This window comes from Rubellimicrobium sp. CFH 75288, assembly GCF_009904055.1.
Classification (GTDB): domain Bacteria; phylum Pseudomonadota; class Alphaproteobacteria; order Rhodobacterales; family Rhodobacteraceae; genus Rubellimicrobium.
Map to the genome: position 1 here is coordinate 368,092 of NZ_WYDP01000003.1, position 23,033 is coordinate 391,124.

21 protein-coding genes and 1 tRNA gene are annotated in these 23,033 nt (G+C 72.8%); 9 read left to right on the top strand and 13 right to left on the bottom strand.

Annotated elements, in window-relative coordinates; translation table 11 throughout:
- The first annotated feature begins 2 nt into the window (after positions 1–2).
- The 3 genes from GT358_RS05060 to GT358_RS05070 are packed head-to-tail and all read left to right on the top strand — an operon-like array spanning position 3 to position 3,719.
- Positions 3–263 (top strand): sarcosine oxidase subunit delta, encoded by a 261-nt coding sequence (locus GT358_RS05060; protein ID WP_166581489.1) that lies wholly within the window; start codon positions 3–5, stop codon positions 261–263.
- Entirely contained in the window at positions 260–3,181 is a 2,922-nt protein-coding gene (locus GT358_RS05065; RefSeq protein ID WP_166581490.1) for a sarcosine oxidase subunit alpha family protein, read from the top strand. The genes GT358_RS05060 and GT358_RS05065 overlap by 4 nt, the downstream gene beginning before the upstream one ends.
- On the top strand, positions 3,174–3,719 hold the full coding sequence (locus GT358_RS05070; protein WP_371416219.1) for a sarcosine oxidase subunit gamma: 546 nt from the start codon (positions 3,174–3,176) through the stop codon (positions 3,717–3,719). Before GT358_RS05065 ends, GT358_RS05070 begins: the two co-directional genes overlap by 8 nt.
- A 4-nt stretch (positions 3,720–3,723) precedes the next feature.
- On the opposite strand, the gene putA is transcribed toward GT358_RS05070, so the two are convergent.
- On the bottom strand, positions 3,724–7,212 hold the full coding sequence (putA, locus tag GT358_RS05075) for a bifunctional proline dehydrogenase/L-glutamate gamma-semialdehyde dehydrogenase PutA (RefSeq protein ID WP_166581491.1): 3,489 nt from the start codon (positions 7,210–7,212) through the stop codon (positions 3,724–3,726).
- A 113-nt stretch (positions 7,213–7,325) separates the two neighbouring features.
- Here putA and GT358_RS05080 point away from each other — a divergent pair, with 113 nt between their 5' ends.
- Positions 7,326–7,808: an Lrp/AsnC family transcriptional regulator gene (locus tag GT358_RS05080; protein ID WP_166581492.1), complete on the top strand. Its 483-nt coding sequence runs from the start codon at positions 7,326–7,328 to the stop codon at positions 7,806–7,808.
- Between the two features lie 26 nt (positions 7,809–7,834).
- Positions 7,835–7,918 (top strand) — tRNA-Leu (locus GT358_RS05085).
- A 5-nt stretch (positions 7,919–7,923) separates the two neighbouring features.
- On the opposite strand, the gene GT358_RS05090 is transcribed toward GT358_RS05085, so the two are convergent.
- The 3 genes from GT358_RS05090 to GT358_RS05100 all read right to left on the bottom strand — a co-directional run bounded on the left by GT358_RS05090 (position 7,924) and on the right by GT358_RS05100 (position 11,604).
- Complete coding sequence (locus GT358_RS05090; RefSeq protein WP_166581493.1) at positions 7,924–8,682, bottom strand: nitrilase-related carbon-nitrogen hydrolase; 759 nt, start codon at positions 8,680–8,682, stop codon at positions 7,924–7,926.
- 34 nt (positions 8,683–8,716) lie between these two features.
- The gene (locus GT358_RS05095; RefSeq protein WP_166581494.1) at positions 8,717–10,498 is read right to left on the bottom strand and encodes an IlvD/Edd family dehydratase; all 1,782 of its coding nucleotides are present in this window, start codon (positions 10,496–10,498) and stop codon (positions 8,717–8,719) included.
- A gap of 71 nt (positions 10,499–10,569) precedes the next feature.
- The gene (locus tag GT358_RS05100) at positions 10,570–11,604 is read right to left on the bottom strand and encodes a LacI family DNA-binding transcriptional regulator (protein ID WP_166581495.1); all 1,035 of its coding nucleotides are present in this window, start codon (positions 11,602–11,604) and stop codon (positions 10,570–10,572) included.
- A gap of 133 nt (positions 11,605–11,737) precedes the next feature.
- On the opposite strand from GT358_RS05100, the gene GT358_RS05105 reads away from it, so the two are divergent.
- From GT358_RS05105 to GT358_RS05120, 4 genes are read left to right on the top strand one after another with little or no spacing between them, the layout of a single operon-like run.
- Positions 11,738–12,271 (top strand): TRAP transporter small permease, encoded by a 534-nt coding sequence (locus tag GT358_RS05105; RefSeq protein WP_243730706.1) that lies wholly within the window; start codon positions 11,738–11,740, stop codon positions 12,269–12,271.
- Between the two features lie 31 nt (positions 12,272–12,302).
- Positions 12,303–13,580 carry a TRAP transporter large permease gene (locus GT358_RS05110; RefSeq protein ID WP_166581497.1) on the top strand — a complete coding sequence of 426 codons (1,278 nt, stop codon included), beginning with the start codon at positions 12,303–12,305 and terminating at the stop codon, positions 13,578–13,580.
- A gap of 35 nt (positions 13,581–13,615) precedes the next feature.
- Positions 13,616–14,617 (top strand): TRAP transporter substrate-binding protein, encoded by a 1,002-nt coding sequence (locus GT358_RS05115; RefSeq protein ID WP_166581498.1) that lies wholly within the window; start codon positions 13,616–13,618, stop codon positions 14,615–14,617.
- 52 nt (positions 14,618–14,669) lie between these two features.
- On the top strand, positions 14,670–15,542 hold the full coding sequence (locus GT358_RS05120; protein ID WP_166581499.1) for a DMT family transporter: 873 nt from the start codon (positions 14,670–14,672) through the stop codon (positions 15,540–15,542).
- On the opposite strand, the gene GT358_RS05125 is transcribed toward GT358_RS05120, so the two are convergent.
- The 9 genes from GT358_RS05125 to GT358_RS05165 form a co-directional block, all read right to left on the bottom strand.
- Positions 15,539–16,603, bottom strand: coding sequence for a hypothetical protein (locus GT358_RS05125; protein WP_166581500.1), 1,065 nt, complete (start codon positions 16,601–16,603; stop codon positions 15,539–15,541). The two genes, GT358_RS05120 and GT358_RS05125, sit on opposite strands and share 4 nt — an antisense overlap.
- Positions 16,600–17,361, bottom strand: a complete 762-nt coding sequence (locus GT358_RS05130; protein ID WP_166581501.1) for an ATP-binding cassette domain-containing protein — start codon at positions 17,359–17,361, stop codon at positions 16,600–16,602. Before GT358_RS05130 ends, GT358_RS05125 begins: the two co-directional genes overlap by 4 nt.
- Before the next feature lie 3 nt (positions 17,362–17,364).
- Positions 17,365–18,411, bottom strand: a complete 1,047-nt coding sequence (locus GT358_RS05135) for an ABC transporter permease (RefSeq protein WP_166581502.1) — start codon at positions 18,409–18,411, stop codon at positions 17,365–17,367.
- A gap of 62 nt (positions 18,412–18,473) precedes the next feature.
- Positions 18,474–19,412, bottom strand: a complete 939-nt coding sequence (locus tag GT358_RS05140) for a substrate-binding domain-containing protein (RefSeq protein WP_166581503.1) — start codon at positions 19,410–19,412, stop codon at positions 18,474–18,476.
- A gap of 156 nt (positions 19,413–19,568) precedes the next feature.
- A complete protein-coding gene (locus GT358_RS05145) occupies positions 19,569–20,378 on the bottom strand; it encodes a 3-methyl-2-oxobutanoate hydroxymethyltransferase (protein WP_166581504.1) in 810 nt (269 codons plus the stop codon).
- On the bottom strand, positions 20,375–20,686 hold the full coding sequence (locus tag GT358_RS05150) for a MocE family 2Fe-2S type ferredoxin (protein WP_166581505.1): 312 nt from the start codon (positions 20,684–20,686) through the stop codon (positions 20,375–20,377). The genes GT358_RS05145 and GT358_RS05150 overlap by 4 nt, the downstream gene beginning before the upstream one ends.
- A gap of 11 nt (positions 20,687–20,697) precedes the next feature.
- Positions 20,698–21,573: an aldose 1-epimerase gene (locus tag GT358_RS05155; RefSeq protein WP_166581506.1), complete on the bottom strand. Its 876-nt coding sequence runs from the start codon at positions 21,571–21,573 to the stop codon at positions 20,698–20,700.
- Positions 21,567–22,283, bottom strand: a complete 717-nt coding sequence (locus GT358_RS05160) for an SDR family oxidoreductase (RefSeq protein WP_371416220.1) — start codon at positions 22,281–22,283, stop codon at positions 21,567–21,569. The genes GT358_RS05155 and GT358_RS05160 overlap by 7 nt, the downstream gene beginning before the upstream one ends.
- Positions 22,280–23,032, bottom strand: coding sequence for an ATP-binding cassette domain-containing protein (locus tag GT358_RS05165; RefSeq protein ID WP_166581507.1), 753 nt, complete (start codon positions 23,030–23,032; stop codon positions 22,280–22,282). The genes GT358_RS05160 and GT358_RS05165 overlap by 4 nt, the downstream gene beginning before the upstream one ends.
- Position 23,033: the final 1 nt, after the last annotated feature.

The window sequence follows — 23,033 nt, forward strand, 5'->3', positions numbered from 1 at the left end:
CCATGCGCGTGACCTGCCCCTTCTGCGGCGAACGGGACCGGCGCGAGTTCACCGTGCAGGGCGATGCCACCGCGCTGGCGCGGCCCGACCGCGACGCCGGCGCTGAGGCGTGGGACGCGTTTCTGCACCTGCGCGACAACCCGGCCGGACGGCTGCGCGAGATGTGGTACCACGACCCCTGCGGCGCCTGGCTGGTGGTGGACCGCGACACCGTCACCCATGCGGTCCACGGCGCGATCCCGGCGCGCGAGGCCGCACGATGAGGCTGGCGGGGCGAGGCCTCTATGCCGGGGCGCGGCCGGTCGCGTTCCGCTTCGACGGGGCGACCCTGCGGGGGGTGGAGGGCGACACGCTGGCCTCGGCGCTCCTCGCCGAGGGAGTGCGCCTCGTGGGGCGGTCCTTCAAGTATCACCGCCCGCGCGGCATCCTGTCGGCGGGTCCCGAGGAGCCCAACGCGCTGGTCACGGTCGAGGGGGTGCCCAACACCCGCGCCACCGTGCAGGAGATCTGGGAAGGGATGGAAGCGCGCAGCCAGAACGCGCGCCCGTCGCTGTCGTTCGACTGGATGGCGATGAACGACCGGCTGTCGGCCTTCCTCGGCGCAGGCTTCTACTACAAGACCTTCATGTGGCCGCGCTCCTTCTGGGAGCGGGTCTACGAGCCCTTCATCCGCCGGGCAGCGGGCTTGGGGGCGCTGACGGGTCTGCCTGACGGGGCGCCGTTCGAGAAGGCCTGGGCGTTCTGCGACCTTCTGGTGATCGGGGCCGGGCCCGCGGGCCTTGCGGCGGCGCTGGCCGCGGGGCGGGCCGGGGCGGACGTGATCCTCGCCGACGAGGGACCGCGCATGGGCGGCCGGCTGCTCGCGGAATGGGACCGGGTCGGGGGCGAGGCGCCGCATCTCTGGGCAGAGGCGGTCCTGGCCGAGCTGGCCTCCATGCCCAACGTCCGGCTGATGCCGCGCACCACCGTCACGGCCGCCCATGACGGGCGGATGTTCGCCGCGCTGGAGCGGGTGGGGCTGCATCGCGCCCCGGTGCCGGACCTGCCGCTCGAGTGCTTCTGGCGCATCCATGCCCGCCACGCGATCCTCGCCTCGGGCGCGATCGAGCGGCCGATGGTCTTTCCCGGCAACGACCGGCCTGGCGTGATGCTGGCGGGCGCGGTGCGGGCCTATCTCAACCACTGGGGCGTGGCCGCCGGAAAGCGGGTCGCGGTCTATGGCGCGCATGACGACATCCACCGCACCGCCCGCGACCTGCGCGCGGCGGGCATCGAGGTGGCGGCCGTGATCGACGCGCGCCGCGAGGCCGCCGTGCCGGACCGCGCGGACTGGCCGGTGATCCTGGGCGGCCGCGTGACGGGCACCCGAGGCCGTCTGGGCCTGCGCCGGGTCGTCGTGGAGGCCGCGGGCGAGCGGCGGGTGATCGAGGCGGACGCGCTCGCGCTCGCCGGGGGGTGGACGCCGAGCGTGCATCTGGCCTGCCACCTCGGCGCCCGGCCGCGCTGGGACGAGGGGCGGGGGGCCTTTCTCGCTCCGCCGGGCGCCGTGCCGTGGATGGAGGTCGCAGGCGCCGCCGCGGGGGAGACCTCTACCGCCGCCTGCCTGCGCTCGGGCCTGGCCGCGGCGGGGGCCGCTCTCGAGGCGCTGGGCCGAGGGCCAGCGCGGCTCGACCTGCCCGATGCAGAGGACGGCGCCGGAGCGCCCGCGCCCTTCGTGATCGTGCCGGGGTCCAAGGCGTTCGTGGATTTCCAGAACGACGTGACCGTCAAGGACATCCGCCTGGCCGCGCAGGAGGGGTTCGTCGCGGCCGAGCACATGAAGCGCTATACCACGCACGGCATGGCCACCGATCAGGGCAAGACCGGCGGCGTGCTGGGCCTGGCGGTCCTGGCCGAGGCGCTGGGCCAGCCGGTGGATGCCGCCGGCACCACGACCTTCCGCCCGCCCTATACCCCCGTCTCCATCGCGGCGATGGGCGCCGGGGGCGAGGGGCACGGCTTCGCGCCCCGGCGGCTTCCCACCTCGCACGCGGCGGCGGTCGCGCGGGGGGCCCCGGTCGTCGAGGCGGGGCTGTGGTACCGGCCGCTCTTCTTCCCCATCTCGGGCGAGACCCACTGGCGCGAGAGCTGCGACCGCGAGGTGCTGACCGTGCGCGGGCGGGTGGGGGTGTGCGACGTCTCCACCCTGGGCAAGATCGACGTGCAGGGACCCGATGCGGCGGCGCTGCTCGATTTCGTGTACAGCAACACCATGTCCAGCCTGCCCGTGGGGCGGGTGCGCTACGGGCTCATGTTGCGCGAGGACGGTCACGTGATGGACGACGGCACCTGCGCCCGGCTGGGCGAGGGGCATTTCGTCGTCACCACCACCACGGCCGCCGCCGGTCAGGTCATGCGCCACATGGACTGGGCCGCGCAGGTGCTGCGGCCGGATCTGGACGTGCAACTCCTCTCCGCGACGGAGGAATGGGCGCAGTTCGCCGTGGCGGGGCCGCTGGCGCGCGATCTGGCCGCGAGCGTGGTGGAGGCCGACCTGTCGGACGCGGCGCTGCCCTTCATGGGCTGCGTGGCGGCCCCGGTGATGGGGGTGCCGGGGCGGGTGTTCCGCATCTCCTTCTCGGGGGAACTGGGCTTCGAGATCGCGGTGCCCGCGCGCTTCGGCGCCTCGCTCTGGCGGCTGCTCGTGGCGCAAGCCGAGAGCCTGGGGGGCGGTCCCTACGGGCTCGAGGCGCTCAACGTCCTGCGGATCGAGAAGGGGTTCCTGACCCATGCCGAGCTGCACGGGCGAACGACGGCCTTCGACCTCGGGCTCGAACGGATGGTGGCGAAGGGCAAGGACTGCATCGGCTGGGCCGCCTCGCGCCGGCCGGGGCTGCTCGAGGAGGAGCGCGAGCGCCTGGTGGGCCTGCGGCCCCTCGCGCCGGAGGCGCCGGTGACGGCCGGGGCGCATCTCTACCGCCGCGACGACCCGGCCACCCGCGAGAACGGGCAGGGCTATGTCACTTCGGCCTGCTGGTCGCCGGTCCTGCGCACCCATCTGGGCCTGGCCTTCCTGCGCCGGGGGCCGCAGCGGCACGGCGAGGTGGTGCGCCTGGTGGACGGGCTGCGCGGGCACGAGACGTTGTGCGAGGTCGTGCCGCCCGCCTTCTACGACCCGGAGGGAGGGCGGATGCGTGGCTAGGCTGATCGCGACCTCGCCCTTCGAGGGGCTGGACCTGCCGCTGGAGGGGGGCGGGGCGACCTTGCGTGCGGCCGGGCCGGGGCCGGTCTGGTCGATCGCGCCGTTCCGGGGGCGCGAGGCGGCCGTGGCGCGCGACCTGGGCGGCGTGGCGCTGCCAGAGCCGGGGCGCAGCGTCGCCTGGGGCGAGGGGCGGCTGCTGTGGTCGGGGCCGGGCCGCGCGCTGCTGGTGGGCGCGGACCCGCCCGCGGGACTGTCGGCCCATGCAGCGCTGGTCGCGCAGGGGGACGGGATCGCCTGCGCGGTGCTGGAGGGGCCGGGAGCGCGTGCGGTGCTGGCGCGGCTGGTGCCGCTGGACCTGCGCGAGGGGGTCTTCGGGGTGGGCGCGACGGCGCGCACGCTGCTCGTCCACATGCCCGTCCAGATCACGCGGATCGCGTCCGCAGCCTGGGAGATCATGGCGATGCGGAGCATGGCGGGCACGCTGGTCGAGGAGGTGCGGCGCGCCATGCGGCATGTCGGGGCGCGGACGAGGGCCTGAGGGGTCACGAGGCCACCTCGGCCAGAAGCGAGGCGTTGCCGCCCGCGGCGGTGGTGTCGATGCAGACATGCCGCTCGAGCAGGACATGGGCCGCGTCCGGCCGGCCGCGCAGGAGCGGCACGAGGGGCCCCTCGCGCGCCGCCAGCGCGCGGTCGAGCGCGGAGGCCGTCGCCTCGTCGCCCCACCAGAGCACGCCGCCGAGCGGGTCCATCCCCGCCACGGCCGCCGGGTCGAGCGTGCCCCGCGCCTCGACCGCGCGGCCCCCGAGGCTGCGGACCGCCTCGGCCTGGGCGTGGGCGGCGTCCTCTCCGGGGCCGAGGCAGAGGAGGGCCGCGCGGGGGGCGTGGTGGAGGCGGTTCGACTCGCCCGTGGGGCCCGGCATGGTCAGCGGCTCGGGCCGGGGGGCGGGAGCGCGGTCGGCCTCGATCAGCAGCGCGACGACGCGGGCGGGATCGTCGGGGCCGCTCCAGCCGCCGGTGGCGCTCTCGGGCGGGAAGGGGCCGAAGCGGGGCAGGTAGTGGGGACCCCCGGCCTTGGGACCCGTGCCCGAGAGCCCCTCGCCGCCGAAGGGCTGGGAGCCCACCACGGCGCCGATCTGATTGCGGTTGACGTAGATGTTGCCCGCGCGGACGGTCTCGATCGCCTGCTGGACGCGGTCGTCGATCCGGGTGTGGAGGCCGAAGGTCAGGCCGTAGCCCGTGGCGTTGACCGACCGCAGGGTGGCGGCGAGGTCCTCGGCCCGGAAGGTGGCGATGTGGAGGACGGGGCCGAACACCTCGCGCGTGACGGCGGCGATCGAGGGGACGCGGATCGCGACCGGGGCGACGAAGGTGCCGCCGGAGGGGGCGCCGAGTTCGGCGAGGATGCGCCCCTCGGCCCGGGCCTGTTCGACATGGGCGAGGATGGCGCGGCGCGCGCCCTCGTCGATGACGGGGCCGATATCGGTGGACAGCGCCCAGGGATCGCCGAGGCGCAGTTCGGCCATGGCGCCCCGGAGCATCTCGAGCACGCCCCCGGCCACGTCCTCCTGCACGAGGAGGCAGCGCAGCGCCGAGCAGCGCTGGCCGGCGGAGCGGAAGGCGGAGGCGATGACGTCGCGCACGGCCTGTTCGGGCAGGGCGGTCGAGTCCACGACCATGGCGTTGATGCCCCCCGTCTCGGCGATGAGGCGGCGGCCGGGGGGGCCCTCGGCCAGGGTGCGGCGGATGGCCTGCGCCGTGGCGGTGGAGCCGGTGAAGGCCACGCCCGCGAGTTCGGGCCGCGCGGTCAGCGCGGCGCCCGTCCCGGCCCCGCCGGGCAGCAGTTGCAGCGCGGCGCGGGGGACGCCGGCCTCGTGCAGCCAGGCGGTCGCGCGGGCGGCGATCAGCGGCGTCTGGGGCGCGGGCTTGGCGAGCACCGCGTTGCCCGCGGCCAGCGCGGCCGCGATCTGCCCCGTGAAGATGGCGAGCGGGAAGTTCCAGGGCGAGATGCAGGCCCAGATCCCGCCGCCGGGGGGCGGGGCGGTGCGCTCGGCCTCGGCGGCGTAGAAGCGCAGGAAGTCCACGGCCTCGCGCAGCTCGCCCACGGCGTCGGGGAGCGTCTTGCCCGCCTCGCGCGCGAGCAGCGCGAGGATCTCGCCCTCGTGTGCCTCGAGAAGGTCCGAGGCACGGCGGAGCGTGGCGGCGCGCTGGGCGAGGGGGGCGTCCCAGGGGCGGGCCAGCGCGGCGGCGCGGGCGACGGTCTGCGCGGCGGCCTCGGCCGCGCGGCCGGTGGGGCGGCCGGTCGCGGGCTCGCGCGTCTCGTGCGCGGGGCCGGCGGGGGGCGCGTCGTCGGCGAGGATCGGGGCGGCCTGCCAGAGGGCGTCGCGGAAGGGGGCGCGGGCGGCCTCGAGGGCGGAGAGGGTGGCGCGGTCCGAAAGGTCGCGGCCGCGGGAGTTCAGCCGGGCGGGCAGGAACAGTTCGGGCGCGGTCCGCACGCGGCGTGGCGGCAGGGGGGCGAAGGGGTCGGGCGCCACCTGTTCGGGGGGGATGGAGGCGTCCACGATGCGGTTGACGAAGGACGAGTTGGCGCCGTTCTCCAGAAGCCGGCGGACGAGATAGGCGAGCAGGTCGCGATGCGCGCCCACGGGGGCGTAGATGCGCAGGCGCGTCCCCTCCTGCGCGGCGAGCAGGTCGTGCAGCGCCTCGCCCATGCCGTGAAGGCGCTGGAACTCCCACGAATCGGGGCCGAGGCCGGCCTGCCGCGTCATGTGGAGGATGGCGGCGGCGCTGTGGGCGTTGTGGGTCGCGAACTGGGGATAAAGGCGGTCGGCGCGGGCCACGAGACGGCGCGCGCAGGCGAGAAACGAGATGTCGGTCGCGGCCTTGGCGGTGAAGACGGGGAAATCGGGCAGCCCCTCGACCTGGGCGCGCTTGATCTCGCTGTCCCAGTAGGCGCCCTTGACGAGCCGGACCATGAGGCGGCGGCCCAGACGCTGCGCCTGGGCGTCGAGCCAGTCGATCACCGCCCCCGCGCGCCGCCCGTAGGCCTGAACCACGACGCCGAAGCCGTCCCAGCCCGCGAGCGAGGGATCGGCGAGGACCGTCTCGATCACGTCGAGCGAGAGGGCGAGGCGGTCCTGCTCCTCGGCGTCGATGTTGAGGCCCATGCCGGCGGCGGCGGCCGCTTGCGCGAGCGACAGGAGGCGGGGGGCGAGCTCGGACAGCACGCGGTCGCGCTGGGCCTCTTCGTAGCGGGGGTGCAGCGCGGAGAGCTTGACCGAGATGCCGGGATTGCGCGCGACCCCGCCCCGGCTGCAGTCGGTCGCGACCGCGGCGATGGCGCGGGCATAGGCGTCGTGATAGGCGTCGGCGTCGGCCATCGTGCGCGCGGCCTCGCCCAGCATGTCGTAGCTGTGGGTCTGGCCCCTCTCCTCGCGCGGGCGCGCGCGGGCGCGGGCGTCCTCGATCGTCTCGCCCAGGACGAACTGGCGGCCCATCTCGCGCATGACGCGGGCGACGGCGGCGCGGATGACGGGCTCTCCCAGGCGGCGGACGGCGCCGCGCAGGCGGCCCGCGATGCCCGGCGGCGTGTCGTCGAGCACGCGCCCCGTCAGCATCAGCGCCCAGGTGGAGGCGTTCACCAGGGGCGAGGCCGAGCGGCCCAGATGGCGGCCCCAGTCGGAGGGGGCGATCTTGTCCTCGATCAGCGCGTCCATCGTGGTGGGATCGGGCACGCGCAGCAGCGCCTCGGCCAGGCACATGAGCGCCACGCCCTCGTCGGTCGAGAGGCCGTATTCGGCGAGAAAGGATTCCATCAGGCCGGGGCGGCCGGCGGCGCGGATGTCGCGCACGAGCCGCGCGGTGCGGTCGGCGAGCGCGGCGCGGGCGTCCTCGTCGAGCGCGGCCTCGGCGCGGAGGCGATCGAGGAGGGGTTCCTCGGGGGCGAGGGCGTCGCGTTCGATGGCCTCGCGGAAGGGGGCGGGATCGGTTCCGGCCGGGGTCCGGTCGGGGCGCGGCGGGGCTTGGCGGTTCATGGGCGGGCACCGAGCTGATTCGGGTGTTTCGGCCAGACTACACCCGTCGCGGGGGGCGTTGCGTCCGTCGGCCGGGGAGCGCACGGTCGCTTTACCTTTTCTTAAGGATCAGCATGGACGAATCGCCTCCGCTGGACCGGATCGACCGCCGCATCCTGGAGGTGGTCGAGCGCGAGGGGCGCATCACCGTCGCCGCGCTGGCCGAGCGGGTGGGGCTGTCGCGCAGCCCGGTGCAGGCGCGGCTGCGGCGGCTGGAGGAGGCGGGCGCCATTCGCGGCTGGCGCGCGGTGCTGGACCCCGGGGCGGTGGGGCGGGCGCATGTCGCGTTCGTGGAGGTGAAGCTGTCTGACACGCGCGAGGCGGCGCTGGCGGCGTTCAACCGCGCCGTCCTGGCGCTGCCCGAGGTGGAAGCCTGCCACATGATCGCGGGGCGGTTCGACTATCTGCTGAAGGTGCGCACGCGCGGGATCGCGGAGTACCGCGCCGCCCTGGCCGAGCGGATCTCGACCCTGCCGCATGTGGCGGCGACCTCGACCTATGTGGCGATGGAGACGGTCAAGGAGGAGGGGCTTCCGGCCGGCGGGCGGCGGGGCTAGGGTCCCGTCCGCGCCCGTGGCGGGCGGCCCGCGTGGTGGAACGGCAGACACGGGCGACTTAAAATCGCCTGCCTTCGGGCATCCGGGTTCGACCCCCGGCGCGGGCACCAGCCCTTCAGGACAGGTGGCGCAGGTCGGCGGCCTGGGTCGAGAGGCGGGCGGGGTCCGGTTCGGGCAGGTCCGCGACGAGGAGCGCCGGCCCCTCTCCGGCCAGCGCCAGCACCTCTCCGTGCGGGCCCGCGATCTGGGAGCCGCCGACATAGCGCAGGTCGCCCTCGGTGCCGCAGTAATTGGCGTAGGCGATGGCAAGGCCGTGATTGGCGGCCATGGCGGGGATCGTGTGGCGCACGACATGGACAAAGGGCGCCATGTTGGCCGTGGGCACGCAGACGAGGCGGACGCCGCGGGCGGCGAGCGCGGCCATGTGGGGAGCGAATTCGGCGTCGTAGCAGATGAGGAGCGCGACGCGGAGGCCCCCTGCCTCGAAGGTGGCGTAGGCGTCGCCGGGCTCGTAGAGGGCGCGTTCGCGCGGGCCGTAGAGCTGGATCTTGCGGTAGTTCGCCACCTCGCGGCCTGCAGGGTCGAAGACCACCGCGCTGTTGCGCAGGCGGTCGCCGTCGCGTTCGGCATAGCCGAGGACGAGGCCGCAGCTCGCGTCGCGGCAGAGGTCGGCGGCGCGGGCCATCGCGTCGTCGTCGCGGCGCAGGGCGCGGGCGGCAATCTCGGGGTGGTTGTAGCCGGGCAGGAACGCCTCGGGGGCGACGAGGAGCGCGGCCCCGGCGGCACCGGCCGCGCGGAGCGCGCAACCGAGCCGGTCGAGCGCGCGGGGGATGTCGCCCCCGGGCGAGGGCTCCTGCAGGACGGCGATGCGCATGGGCTGGTCTCCTGTCCCTGCTGCCGCGGGGCGGTCAGTGGTTGTCGCGCGGCAGGTCGTGGACGATACGCCGGTAGGCGGTGGCGAGCTCGAGGCAGCCGCCGTCGGCGAGCTGGCCCACATGGGTGCGGTAGATCTCCTGCCAGGGGGTCTGGTGGTGGAGCGGGGGCGGGGTCCAGGCGGCGCGGCGCCTCTCCCATTCCTCCTCGGGGACGAGGGCGTTCAGCGTGCAGGCGTTGAGATCGAGCCGGACCCGGTCGCCGGTCTGCAGGAGCGCGAGGCCGCCGCCCACCGCCGCCTCGGGGGAGGCGTTGAGGATCGAGGGGCTCTCGGAGGTGCCGGACTGGCGGCCGTCGCCGACGGTGGGCAGGTGGTTGATGCCCGCGCGCAGCAGCGCGTCGGGGGGTTGCATGTTCACCACCTCGGCCGAGCCGGGATAGCCCACGCAGCCCACGCCGCGGATGAACAGGATGGTGCGGTCGTCGATGGCGAGCGCGGGGTCGTTGATCCGTTCGTGGTAGTCCTCGGGGCCCTCGAAGACGACGGCGCGGGCCTCGAAGACGCCTTCGCGGCCGGGCTCGGACAGGAAGCGGTCGTGGAAGTCGCGCGAGATGACGCTGGTCTTCATCAGCGCCGAGTCGAAAAGGTTGCCGGACAGGACGAGAAAGCCCGCCCGGTCGCGCAGGGGCGAGTCGTAGGGCCGGATCACGGCGTGGTCGCGGCTCTCCCAGCCGGCGAGGTTCTCGCCCATCGGGCGGCCGGTGACGGTCATGGGGGTGTCGTGGAGGCGGCCGGCCTTGCGCAGTTCTCCCATCACGGCCGGCACGCCGCCGGCGCGGAAGAACGCCTCGCCCAGAAACTGGCCCGCAGGCTGCATGTTCACGAGGAGGGGCACGTCGAAGCCCACGCGCTGCCAGTCGGTCACGTGGAGGTCCACGCCGGCATGGCGCGCCACGGCCTGGAGGTGCGGCGGCGCGTTGGTCGAGCCGCCGATGGCCGAGCAGACGACGATGGCGTTCTCGAACGCCTCGCGCGTGAGGATGGCGGAGGGGCGCAGCTCCTCGTGGACCATCTGCACGATGCGGCGGCCGGTCTCGTAGGCCATGGCCATGCGCTCGCGGAAGGGGGCGGGGATGGCCGAGCAGCCGGTGAGCGACATGCCCAGCGCCTCGGCCATGGCGTTCATGGTGCTGGCCGTGCCCATCGTGTTGCAATGCCCGAGGCTGGGCGCGCTGGCGCAGACGCGGGCCATGAACTCGGCGTAGTCGATGACTCCTTCGGCCAGCAGGCGGCGGCTTTCCCAGACGATGGTGCCCGAGCCCGCAAGCTGGCCGTTCCACCAGCCGTCAAGCATCGGCCCGCCCGAGAGGACGATGGCGGGCAGGTCCACGGTGGCCGCGCCCATCAGCATGGCTGGCGTGGTCTTGTCGCAGCCGGTGGTGAGCACCACGCCGTCGATCGGGTAGCCGTGGAGCACCTCGACGAGGCTGAGATAGGCGAGGTTGCGGTCGAGCGCGGCGGTGGGGCGCTTGCCGGTCTCCTGGATGGGGTGGACGGGGAATTCCATCGGCACGCCGCCCGCGTCGCGGATGCCCGCCTTGACGCGGTCCATCAGGAAGACGTGGATCTTGTTGCAGGGGGCGAGGTCGCTGCCCGTCTGGGCGATGCCGATCACCGGGCGGTCGCCCTGAAGCTCGCCCCGCGTGTATTCCTGGTTGAGGTAGCGCTCGATGTAGAGCGCGGTCATGCCGGGATTGTTGGGGTTGTCGAACCATTCCTGGCTGCGGAACTTCTTGCGGGCGCGGGTGTCGGCCATGGCGGGTCCTCGGGCGGTGTGAAGGGAAGCGGGGCGGGAGCCGGGATCGGGCGGCGGGCGCGGGGGAGGGGTCATCCGGCCCCCTCGGGCAGGCGGCGGGTGCTGGCGCGGACGACCAGCTCGAAGCCCGTGTCGCGGACCGGGTCCGCGGGCCTGTCGCCCGCGAGCGCGGCGGCGATCATCGCCATGGCCTCGGACCCCATCCGGTAGCGGTGGGTGCGCACGGTCGTCAGGCCCGGCTCCGCGCCGGCGGCGAGGTCGAGGTCGTTGAAGCCCGCGATGCCCATCTGGGCCGGGACGCGGATGCCGCGGGCGGTACATTCGAAGAGGGCCCCCAGCGCGACGTCGTCGTTGTTGGAGAACACCGCATCCGTGTCCGGGTGGAGCGCGAGCAGGTCGCCCATGAGCTGGCGGCCCACGGTCACGGAGGAGGGGCGAGGCGTGGTCAGCACGCGCTCGGGCAGGCCGGCCGACGCGATCTCCTGCCGGTAGCCGAACAGGCGTCGCTGGGCGCGCGGGTCCATGCGGGCGCCCAGAAAGGCGATGCGGCGGTAGCCCTGGTCGATCAGGTGGGCGACGGCGGCACGCGCGGCCTCGGCCTGGGGGCCGCCGATCATCATGTCGATCGGGTCGGGGCCGATCTCCATGACCTGCACTACCGGGCAGCCCATCCCGCGCAGGATCGCGCGCGAGGCGTCGGACTGGTCGATGCCGGCGACGATCATGCCGGCGGGGCGCTGGCTGGCGAACAGGCGCAGGATCGCCTCCTCGCGCGAGGAGAGATAGCGGGTGTTGGCGATCTGGGGCTGGAAGGGGCCGTCTCCGGCCGCGTCCATGACCCCGCGCAGGAGGTCGGCGAAGACGGAGTTGGTGACGGAGGGGATCACCACGCCGATCACCCGCGACCGCCCCGAGGCGAGGGTCTGGGCCGCCGGGTTGGGCACGTAGCCCAGCCGCGCCACCGCCGCGCGGACGCGGGCCAGCGTCTCGGGCGCCACGCGGTCGGGCGTGCGCAGCGCCCGCGACGCCGTGACAGCGCTAACACCCGAGGCCCGGGCAACGTCCCTCAGAGTATGGATCTGATTCGACTTGTATTTCTTGGCCATCGTGCGAGCCGGTCCACCCAGCGGGAGAGGACGGCATTGACAGTGACATACGCTGTCATCTATGCCGAGACAAGCGCGGACAGCCCCTGAAGAGCGATCGCGCGGGTTCGCGGACCATGCCTGGGAGGAGGGTTTGGACGGGTTTCGGCGGGTCGAGCAGTGGGTGGTCCGCGCGGTCGAGGCGGTGCTGGTGCTGCTTCTGGCCGGCATGGTCGTGATGGTCTTCACCAACGTCGTGCTGCGCTACGGCTTCAACAGCGGGCTGACCGTCTCGGAGGAGATGTCGCGCTATTTCTTCGTCTGGCTGACCTTCATCGGCGCGGTGCTGGCGTTCCGGGACCATGCGCATCTGGGGGTGGAGACGGTCGTGCGGCGGCTGGGCCCGCGAGGGCGGCTGGTCTGCGTGGCGCTGTCGAACGCCATCATCCTGCTCTGCGCGGTCGTGCTGGTCTGGGGCACGTGGCGGCAGCACGCGATCAATGCCTCCATGACCGCACCGGTCGTGGGGCTGTCGATGATCTGGGTCTTTGGCGTCACCTATGTCACCGGGCTGGCCGTCGGCGCGATGGCGCTGGCGCGGCTGGTGCGGGCGCTCCTGGGGCGCGTCTCGGCCGAGGAGATGGCGCGCATCACCGGAGAATACGAGCCCGGCGAGGTGCGCCGGTGAGCGGTGCCGAGGCAGGGGCGGGACCGGTCCGATGATCCTCGGCGTCTTTCTTGGCACGTTGTTCGCGGGGCTGGCCATCGGGCTGCCCGTGGCCTTTGCCCTCATCTTCTGCGCGATCGTGCTGATGACCTGGATGGGGATCTTCAACCCCCAGATCATCAGCCAGCAGATGGTGTCGGGCGCCAACACCTTCACGCTCCTCGCCATTCCCTTCTTCCTGCTGGCGGGCGAGCTGATGAACGCGGGCGGGCTCTCCAAGCGGATCGTGGCCTTTGCGGTGTCCTGCGTGGGGCACTTGCGGGGGGGGCTGGGCTATGTGGCCGTCATCGCGGCCGTCGTCATGGCCTCGCTCTCGGGGTCGGCGGCGGCGGATTCCGCGGCCCTGGCGGCGATCCTGATCCCGATGATGAAGTCGGCCGGCTACCACGTGCCGCGCTCGGCCGGGTTGATGGCGGCGGGCGGTGTGATCGCGCCGGTGATCCCGCCCTCGATCGCCTTCATCATCTTCGGCGTCGCGGCCAACGTGTCGATCACGGCGCTGTTCCTGGGAGGGATCGTGCCGGGCCTCCTGATGGCGCTGGCGCTGGTGGGCGCCTGGGCGATCGTGTCGCGGCGGGACAACGTGGCCCCGCTGCCGCGCCAGTCGGGGCGCGAGCGCTGGCAGGCGGCGCTGCGCGCGGCCTGGGCGCTGGTGATGCCCGTCATCATCCTGGGGGGCATCCGCTTCGGCGTCTTCACCCCCACGGAGGCCGCGGTGGTGGCGGCCGTCTATGCGCTGTTCGTGGGACTGTTCGTCTATCGCGAGCTGCGGCTGCGCGACCTTTATGCGGTGTTCCTGAACGCGGCCAAGATGACCGCGGTGGTGCTGTTCCTGGTCTCCGCCGCGCTGGTGACGTCGTGGCTGATCACGCGGGCCAACATCCCGGCCGAACTGACGCGGTTCCTGTCGCCGGTGATCGAGAGTCCGCGGCTGCTGATGCTGGTGATCGTTCTGCTGCTGTTGCTGGTGGGGATGGTGCTGGACCTGGCGCCGACGATCCTGATCCTGTCGCCGGTGCTGATGCCGGTGATCGGCGCGGCCGGGATCGACCCGGTCTATTTCGGGATCATCTTCGTGATGACCTGCTGCATCGGCCTGCTGACCCCGCCCGTGGGCGTTGTGCTGAACGTGGTGAGCGGGGTCGCGCGCGTGCCGCTGGGGCAGGTCGTGGTCGGCGTCTCGCCGTTCCTGGTGGCGCAGGTCTGCGTCCTGCTGCTGCTGATCCTGTTTCCCGAGATCGTCACCGTGCCGCTGGCCGCGCTGCGGTGACGCCGAACCCCATCATCCGAGGGAGGAGACGACCCATGAGACTTCGCACCCTGACGCTGACCACGGCCCTGACGCTGTCGCTGGGCCTGCCCGCGGCGGCCGAGATCCAGACCCGGACCATCACCGTGTCGAACGGCGTGGCCGAGACGCACCCGGTGGGCAACGGCGTGGAGGCCATGCGCGAATGCATGACCGAGCGCACCGGCGGGGCCTGGACGCTCAACGCCTTCTGGTCGGGGGCGCTGGGCGGCGACCTCGACGCGACGCAGGCGCTGCGCTCCGGCACGCAGGAGATGGTGATCACCTCGACCTCGCCGCTGGTCGGGATCGAGCCGGCCCTGGGCGTGTTCGACCTGCCCTTCCTGTTCAGCAGCGCCGAGGAGGCCGATGCGGTCCTCGACGGCGAGTTCGGCGCGATGATGTCGCAGAAGCTGGAGGATTCGGGGCTCGTGAACCTCGCCTGGTGGGAGAACGGGTTCCGCAACGTGACCAACTCGGTCCGGCCGATCACGCGGCTGGAGGATTTCGAGGGGCTGCGCGTGCGGGTGATGCAGAACAACATCTTCCTCGACACGTTCCAGACGCTGGGCGCCAACCCGACGCCCATGGCCTTCGGCGAGGTGTTCACCGCGCTCGAGACGCGGGCGATCGACGCGCAGGAGAACCCCTTCGTGACGATCGACACGTCCAAGTTCTACGAGGTGCAGGACTACGTCTCGAACACCCAGCACGCCTACACGCCCTTCATGGTGCTGTTCTCCAAGCCGATCTTCGACACCTATTCCGAGGAGGAGCAGCAGATCCTGCGCGACTGCGCGGTCATCGGCCGCGACGTGCAGCGCCGTGTCAGCCGCGAGCTGTCCCAGCAATCGCTCGCGAACATCGAGGCGGCGGGGATGGAGTTCAACGAGCTGGACGTGGCCGAGATGGAGCGCATCCGCGAGGCGGTGGCGGGCGTCTACGAGCGCCATGCCGAGACGATCGGGCAGGACGTGATCGACGCGATCCAGGCCGAACTGGACCGGCTGCGCCAGTAGTGCGGCCGCCGGGGCGCCCCGGACGGGCGCCCCCCTCTTTCCGGGAGATCCCATGACCCGCATTCCGGCGGCGCAGGCCGGCATCCTTCTGATGCTGCTCGGCATGGCGCTGTTCTCGCTCAACGACGCGCTGGGCAAGTGGCTGGTGGCGACCCATTCGGTCGGGCAGGTGCTGCTGATCCGCAGCCTTGCGGCGCTGGTGGTGCTGCTGCCGGTGCTGTGGTCCTTCGGGCCGAGGCGGCTTCTGGCGGTGGAGCGGCCGGGATTGCAGGCGCTGCGGGTCGCGTTCTCGACCGCGGAGGTGTTCTGCTTCTATCTCGCCGTGCGGGACCTGCCGCTGGCAGACGTGATGACCTTCTGGCTGGCGGTGCCGATCTATGTCGCGGCCATCTCGCCGCTGCTTCTGGGCGAGCGGGTGGGGCCGGTCCGCTGGCTGGCGATCCTGCTGGGCTTCGGCGGGGTGCTGGTGGCGCTCGCGCCCTCGGGCGAGATGTCGGGGACGGCGACGGTCGCGGCGCTGGTGGGGTCGGCCTGCTTTGCGGCGATGATCCTGACGGGGCGCTCGTTGCGGGGAACGCCGGATACGGCGCTGGTCTTCTGGCAGCTGGTGGGGGCGGGGCTGGCGGGGCTGGTGGCGGCGCCGCTGGCCTGGACGACGCCCTCGGCCTTCGACTGGGGCCTGCTGTCGCTGCTGGGCGTGGTGGCGATGCTGGCGCATCTGTGCATCACGCGGGCGCTGAAGCTCGCGCCCGCCGCGCTGGTCGCGCCGCTGCAATACACGCTGCTGCCCTGGGCGATCGTGCTGGGCTGGCTGTTCTTTGCGGACCTGCCGACCTGGCCGATGCTGGCCGGCGGCGCGATCATCGTCGGTGCGGGGCTGCTGCTGCTCGTGCCCGAGCGGCGCGCGGCCCCGGCTCCGCGCTAGGACAGCGCCCCGAAGAACCCCTCGCGGAAGGGCAGCGTCCGCGACGTGCCCCCTTCGCCCGTGACCGAAAGGCTGCTGCCGCGAAGGGCCACATCGGCGACGGGCTCCCCCTCCGGCCAGGGGATGGCGCCGATGGCGTGGCGCGTCTCGGCCGTGCCGGCGGGGTGGAGGCGCAGCGCGCCGGGGCCGGGCAGGCCCCCTTCGGAGGTCAGGCCCAGCATGGCGGCGGCCGCGCCCTCCTCGACCCCGAGGCAGCCGACATGACGGCCCGACCACGGCGGGTAGTCGCGCCCGCCGTTGGAGTGCCAGAGCATCGTCATGGGCAGCGCACGCGGGTCGCGCAGGGACAGGAACAGCGTGCCCGTGCCGAGGATCGTCACCGCCGTCCAGCCCAGCGCGCGGCCAGGCTCCTCCACGGCGACGACGAAATCCTCGTGCCGGGGCGCCCAGGGGTAGCGCAGCAGGTCCGCCGTTCCGCCGTCGGCGCACGGAAAGGCGCGTGGGTCGCCGGTGCGGGCGGGGTAGAGAAGCGCCGAGCGGCCGCGAGCCGGGTCCTCCTCCTGCGGGCGGGCGGGCGTCTCCCAGAACGCCTTGGGCGAGGTGCGGATGATCGCGCCGCGCGGCAGGGCCAGGTTGGCGTGGTTGGCCACCGGCACCCGCCCCTCGCCGCCGAGGAACAGGTGGCGCTGATAGACGAAGGGATGGCCGTCGAGCAGCACGAGTTCCTTGAGAACGGTTGCGCCGCAGACGGGGCGCGACAGGGCCGCGCGCAGCAGGCCCGGCGCCTGGTGCAGCAGCGTCCAGGGCGCATTCGCCGTCCAGCCGTGCATGGGCGAGCCCTCCTCGGAGGCGGCAAAGGGCGCGCAGAGGAAATCGCCGCCCAGCCGCGCGAGATGGGGCGGCAGGTCGGGCGGCAGCGCCTCGCCGCTGTCCACCCAGGGGGCGCGGTGCAGCGGCGAGACCGTCCGGCCTCCTGCGGTCACCGAGAAGGAGGCCAGAAGGCCGAGCGAGGGGTCGAAGGTCGCCGCGATCCCCGCGGCGCGGAGCGTCAGGTCCGTCATGCGGCAAGGTGCTCGCCGGTGATGACGGCCTCGACCTCGGCGATGGAGGCGGTGCGCGGCGTCAGGTCGTCGGCCACGATCGTGCCGCGGCGCATGACGACCATCCGGTCCACGACCTGGAAGACATGGTGGATGTTGTGGGCAATGAAGATGCAGGAATGGCCCGTGTCGCGCGCCTCGCGCACGAAGCGCAGCACACCTTGCGTCTCCGCCACGCCGAGGTTGTTCGTGGGCTCGTCCAGGATGATGAGGTCGCTGTCGAAATGCATGGCGCGTGCGATGGCGACGGCCTGCCGCTCGCCCCCCGAGAGGGAGGAGACGGGCGTCGTGGGCGGGATCGCCTTGGAGATGCCCACGCGCCGCAGGAGCGCCGAGGCGACCTCGTTCATGGTCTTCTGGTCCATGCGGTCGAACAGGCGGGGGCCCCGGCGCGGCTCGCGCCCCAGGAACAGGTTGCGGGCGATCGAGAGCTGGGGGACGAGGGCGGAGTCCTGGTAGATCGTCTCGATCCCGCGGGCGATGGCGTCCTGGGTGGAGCGCATCCGCACCGGCTCGCCCTTGATGCGGATCTCGCCCGAAGTGTAGGGCACGGCGCCCGAGAGCACCTTGATGAGGGTGGACTTGCCGGCGCCGTTGTCACCCAGAAGGCCCACGATCTCGCCCCGGCGGATCGTGAGGTTGACCGAACGCAGGGCATGGACGCGGCCGTACCACTTCTCGATGGCACGCATCTCGACGAGGGGGAGGTCTTCGGCCATGGGTCACACGCCTGCATTGTGGCGCCGCTCGAGCGCGGAGTGGAGGGCCATCATCCCGAGGATGATCGCACCGATGAAGATGTTGTAGGCGAGGCCGGGCACGCCGATCATGACGATGCCGTTGCGCATGAGCCGCAGGATGAGGACCCCGAGGACGGTGCCGATGATCGTGCCGCGCCCGCCCATCAGCGCGGTGCCGCCGATCACCACCATGGCGATGACCTCGAGCTCGTAGCCCTGGCCCGAATTGGGGTTGGCGGCGGAGACCCGGATGGAGGAGATGATCCCGGCAAGCCCTGCCATCGCGGCGGAGAGCATGAACAGGACGACCTTGACCTGCCCGGTGCGCACGCCTCGCGCGCGCGCCGCACCGGGATTGCCGCCGGTGGCCTGGATCCAGTTGCCGAAGCGCGTCCGGGTCAGGATGTAGTGGAACAGCAGCGCGAGCAGGATGAACCAGATGAGGCTCATGTAGATGCGCAGACCCCCGGTGCAGGTCGGACCCGTGCCGCCGAGGCACAGGTTGCCCACGAGCACCCGGGCGAGCCACTGGTCGCCCGCGTTCCAGGTCCGCTGGGGAAAGCCGTCCGTCAGCCACAGGGCCGAGCCGCGCACCACGAGCAGCATTCCCAGCGTCACGAGAAAGGACGGGATGCTCAGCCGGGTCACGAACTGGCCGGAGGTGAAGCCGATGGCGAGCGCGATCAGCAGCGCCACCAGAAAGGCGAGCGGCAGGGACAGGGTGCCGGTATTGAACAGCGTCCACATCACCACGGGCGTGAAGCCGAACACCGAACCCACCGACAGGTCGAACTCGCCCGAGGTCATCAGGAGCGTCATGGCCAGCGCGATCAGGCCCAGCTCGACGGTGAAGGTCAGCGCATTGCCGATATTGGTGAGCGACAGGAAGGCCGGGTTGATGGCGGTGAACGCCACCAGCATCGCGACGAGCAGGACGAGGGGACCGAATTCGGGCCTCGCGATCAGGGTGCGCAACGGGTTCGGCCGTGCGGGTGCGGGCGGCGAGAGGGCTGCGGCGGGATCGGACATGACGGACTCTCCATGGCAGGAGCCCGCGCCGCTGGCGCGGCGCGGGCCGGGTCGCGCGGGACTCAGTCGCCCGACATGATGTCGTCGTAGATCTGCGCCGTGTCGGCCTCGTAGAGTGCGCCGGTGATGATGTCGAAGCCCACGGGGATGCCGCTCGTCTCCATCAGGAGGGCCGACAGGCACATGTAGGAGGTGGCCTGGGGGTCCTGCCACATGGCGGCGTTGACGTAGCCCTCCATGACCGCGCGGCTGGTGTCGAGCGAGTTGCCCCAGCCGACCACCGGGATTTCGCCCGGCGCGACCCCGACCTGGTCCCAGACGCGCTGGACCGAGCCCGTCACCATGTCGCCGAGGCCGATCATGGCGGCGATGCGGTCGCGGTTCGCGGTCAGATAGTCGGTCATGCGGGTGATGACCTCGGCCTGGTCCAGCGTGGCATCGGTGACTTCCCAGGTGATCCCCAGCGGCTCGAACACCTCGCGGATGCCGCGCTCCTCCTCCACGCCGTAGGAGGCGCCGGGCACCTCGACGGGCATCCAGACGAAATCGCCCTCCTGCACGAGGTCGTTGTCCACGAGATACTGGGCCCACTGCCGACCCACGGAGACGAGGTCCCCGCCGACATAGGCGTTCCAGTCCGCCTGCGGATCGGGGGTGTTGAAGTTCACGATGGGGATGCCCGCCGCGCGGGCCTCGGCCACGGGAGCGACCATCGAGCCCGGATCGGGGCTGGTGGAGCAGATCCCGTCCGCGCCCGCGGCGATGGCGGCGCGGACCGCCTCCTGCTGGGACGGCACGTCGCCCGAATGGAAGGACGTGTTGACGGTGTGGCCGGTATCGCGGGCCCACTGCTCCGCCCCCTGGAGGAAGTAGGTCCAGACCGGGTCCGCCGGCGAGCCGTGCGAGACCCAGTAGAAGGTGCGCGTCTCCTGCGCGAGCGCGAGGGCCGGGGCGAGCGCGAGGGCCGCGGCCGAAAGAAAGAGCGAGCGTCTGTTCATCATGTCCTCCGCTGTGGAGCCGCCGGGGCATCTGCGACCCCGTCCGGCCGATCCGGGCATCCGGTCCTGCCGCGGCGCGCCGCCCGTTCGCGCCTGCGCCTGCTCGCCTCCTTCTCCAGATCAGCCGATTTGCTGACGCAGGGGAAGCTTCTTCGTGCCTCAGCCGCCCGTCCTGTGCTCCAGCGCCTCGAGAAAGCGGTCGCGCTCGGCCTCGGGCATGGGGACGAGGTGGCGGGGTTCGGGAAAGGCGCCCGATTCCACGTCCGCGGCGAACTCGCGGAAGGCGGCCGTGCGCTCGGCCTGCAGACGGGCGTATTCGGCCTTGAAGTCGCGGTAGACCTTGGAGTGGCGCGGGATATGCCCCTCGGTGTAGCCGAGGATGTCGTTCGCGAAGAGATACTGCGCGTCGCAGCCCGCGCCCGCCCCCATGGACCACAGGAGCAGCGTCGTGCGGCGGGCGATCGCCTCGGCCACCTCGGGAGGGACCACCTCGATCTCGACGGCGAAGGCGCCGGCGCGCTCGTAGCCCTTGACCTCGTCGAAGAGGCGCAGCGCCTCCTCGGCGGTCTTGCCGACGGCGCGGAAGCCGCCCGTCCAGGTGGCGCGGGAGGGCACGAGGCCGACATGGCCGACCACGGGGATGTGCTCGCGCGAGAGGTGCTCGACGGTGCGCAGGCTGGCCGAGCAGTAGACGGCGTCCGCCCCCCCGTCGAGCGCGCGGCCCGACCAGCGGAGGTAGTCGTCCGCGGTGCCGGCCTCGAGATGGGTCTGGCCGGTCATGGTGAAGATCCCGGGCGCGACCTCGCGGTAGCGGGGATGCGAGACGACCTCCCACGGGACGGAGGCGATGTCGATGCAGGCTGCTTCGGCGGCCGCGGCCTCGTCGAGGGAGAAGAAACGCAGCATGGTGAGCTGGCGGCGGCCCTTGAGCGCGCGCAGGTCGGCGATGGTGGGGCGGCGGCGGGTCATGGCAGGTCCACGAGCACGCGGGTGCCTTCGACCCGGACGGGGTAGGTACGCAGGGCGGTGCAGACGGGGGCGCGCAGCGGCGCACCGGTGCGGTAGTCGAACTGGCCGTTGTGCTTGGGGCATTCGATGATGTGGTCCATCACCAGCCCGTCGGCGAGGTGGACCTGCTCGTGGGTGCACAGCCCGTCGGTGCAGAAGAACTGGTCGTCCGGGGAGCGGTAGAGGGCATAGGTCCGCCCCCCGTGGTCCCAGCGGATCACGTCCTCCTCCTCGATGGCGTCGGTGGCGCAGGCGTCGGTCCAGGGCATGGGCGTCTCCGTCATGGCGTCCCGCTGGGGGACCAGTCGAGGGTCATCGCGGCCTCGAGCGTCTCGCCGGGGGCGAGGGGGACGAGGCCGGGGCGGTCGGGGAGGGAATGGGCGTCCACGGGGTGGGACACCGGCTCGAGGCAGAGAAAGGGGGCGCTGGCGCCGGGGGAATAGGCGAGAAGCGTGCCGAGGCCGCGGGCGGCGAGGCGGACGGAGACGGCGCGGCCGGAGGTCTGGAGCACCTCGGCCGTCCCGTCCCAGCCGTCGAAGGCGGCGTTGAGCCAGCCTTCGGGGAAGGGGCGGGGGGCGGAGAAGTCGAGCGTGGGGGGGAGCGGCTCGGGCGCGGGGCCGCGGGGCAGGTGGCGGTCGTCCTGCGGCCACCAGCCGGCGGCGGCGAAGCGCGCGCGGGTGCCCGCGTCGCGGGGAAACCACGGGTGGAAGCCGAGGCCCCAGGGCAGGGTCATGTCGGCGCGGCTGACGAGGCGGAGCGTGACGTGCAGCGCGTGGGGGGAGAGGTGCCAGGTCGCCTCGGCCTCGTAGCGCCAGGGGCCGAAGGCGCCGTCGGGCAGGCGCAGCACGGCCCGGGCGGTTTCGGCGGACGCGACCTGCCAGGGGCGCTGGAACGCGTCGCCGTGGATGGGGAAGGGCTCGCCCGCCAGGTTGGGGGGGAGGGGGTGGGTGCGACCGTCCCAGGCGAGGGGGCGGGAGATGCGGTTGGAGAAGGGCGCGAGCAGGTTGCAGGCGAGCGCGAAGGGGCCGGGGGGGCGCCCCTCTCCGGCCGAGAGGACGGGCAGGCCGCCCGCCGCGAGGGAGGCCAGCGCACCGCCGCGGGCGGGCGAAACGGCCGCGCGGGCGGGCCCTGAGGAGAGGACGAGGTCGTTCACCATCCCCCGTCCACCCCGATGTTCTGCCCCGAGATCAGGCCCGCGCGGTCCGAGCAGAGGAACAGCGCCAGTTCGGCCACGTCCTCGGGGCGGATGCGCTGCTTGACCGACTGGTGCTCGAGAACCCATGCCTCGTATTCGGCGAGGCGGTCGCCGAAGACGCGCCGCTCGGCCTCGGAGACGACAGCGCCGGGGGCGATGGCGTTGACGGTGATGCCCCAGGGGCCGAGTTCGCGGGCGAGCGCACGGGTCAGGCCGAGGAGCGCGCCCTTGGAGGCGACATAGGGCACGTAGCCCGTCCATTGCCCGTTCAGCGTGAGCGAGGTGAGCGAGACGATGCGGCCCCAGCCCCGCGCCTTCATGGCGGGCGCGAGCGCGCGGGCGAGCGCAAAGGCCGCGCCCGCGTTGACGCGCATCTGCTCCTCCCAGTCCTCGGGGGAGAAGTCCTCGAAGGGGCGGTTGAGGATCAGGGCGGCGTTGTTGACGAGAGCATCGAAGGGCCCGGCGGCGGCGGCCAGCGCGGCGGCCTCGGCCGGGCGGGAGAGGTCGGCAGCGAGGGGCTCGGTCCCCGGCGGGGCGGGCTGACCGGGCCGGTCGAGGGCCGTGACGCGCCAGCCCGCCCCGGCAAAGGCGGCCGCGAGGGCGCGTCCGATGCTGCCCGATGCGCCGGTGACGAGGACCCGCCGCCCCTCCATGCGCCCCCACGCCGTCACAGGACGGCGTGGACCTCCTCGATCGAGGTCCGGGACACGGGGCGGTCCAGCACGACCTGGCCCAGCGCCATCGCCACGATGCGGTCGCAGCAGGCGAAGACGTGGTGCATGTTGTGCGAGATGAAGATGGCCGTGATCCCCTGGTCGCGCAGGCCGCGCACGAAGCCGATGACCTTTTCCGTCTCCTTGACCGAGAGGTGGTTGGTGGGCTCGTCCAGGATCATGACCTTGGACTTGAAGTGCATGGCGCGCGCGATGGCGACGCCCTGCCGCTGGCCACCGGAGAGTTCGCCCACCAGCGCGTCGGGGCTGCGCAGGTGCAGGTCCACGTCGGCGATGGCACGCACCGATTCCGCGCGCATGCGCCGCTCGTCCAGCCAGCCGATGCCGCCGAATGACCATTTCAGCGGCTCGCGCCCGATGAAAAGGTTGCGGGCGATCGACATGGTGGGGACCATCGAGTTGTACTGGTAGATGGTCTCGATCCCGAGTTCCATCGCCGCGCGGGGAGAGCGGATGGAGACGGGGCGGCCCTCGACCAGCACCTCGCCCTCGTCGGGCTGGTGAAGGCCCGACAGGATGGAGATGAGGGTGGACTTGCCGGCGCCGTTGTCGCCGACGAGGCCCAGCGCCTGCCCCCGCGGGATGTCGAGCGAGACGCCCTTGAGCGCGTGCACGCCCGAGTACCACTTGTGGAGGTTGCGCACCGCGATGATGGCGTCGGCCGGGGGCGGAAGGGTTCCGTCCATC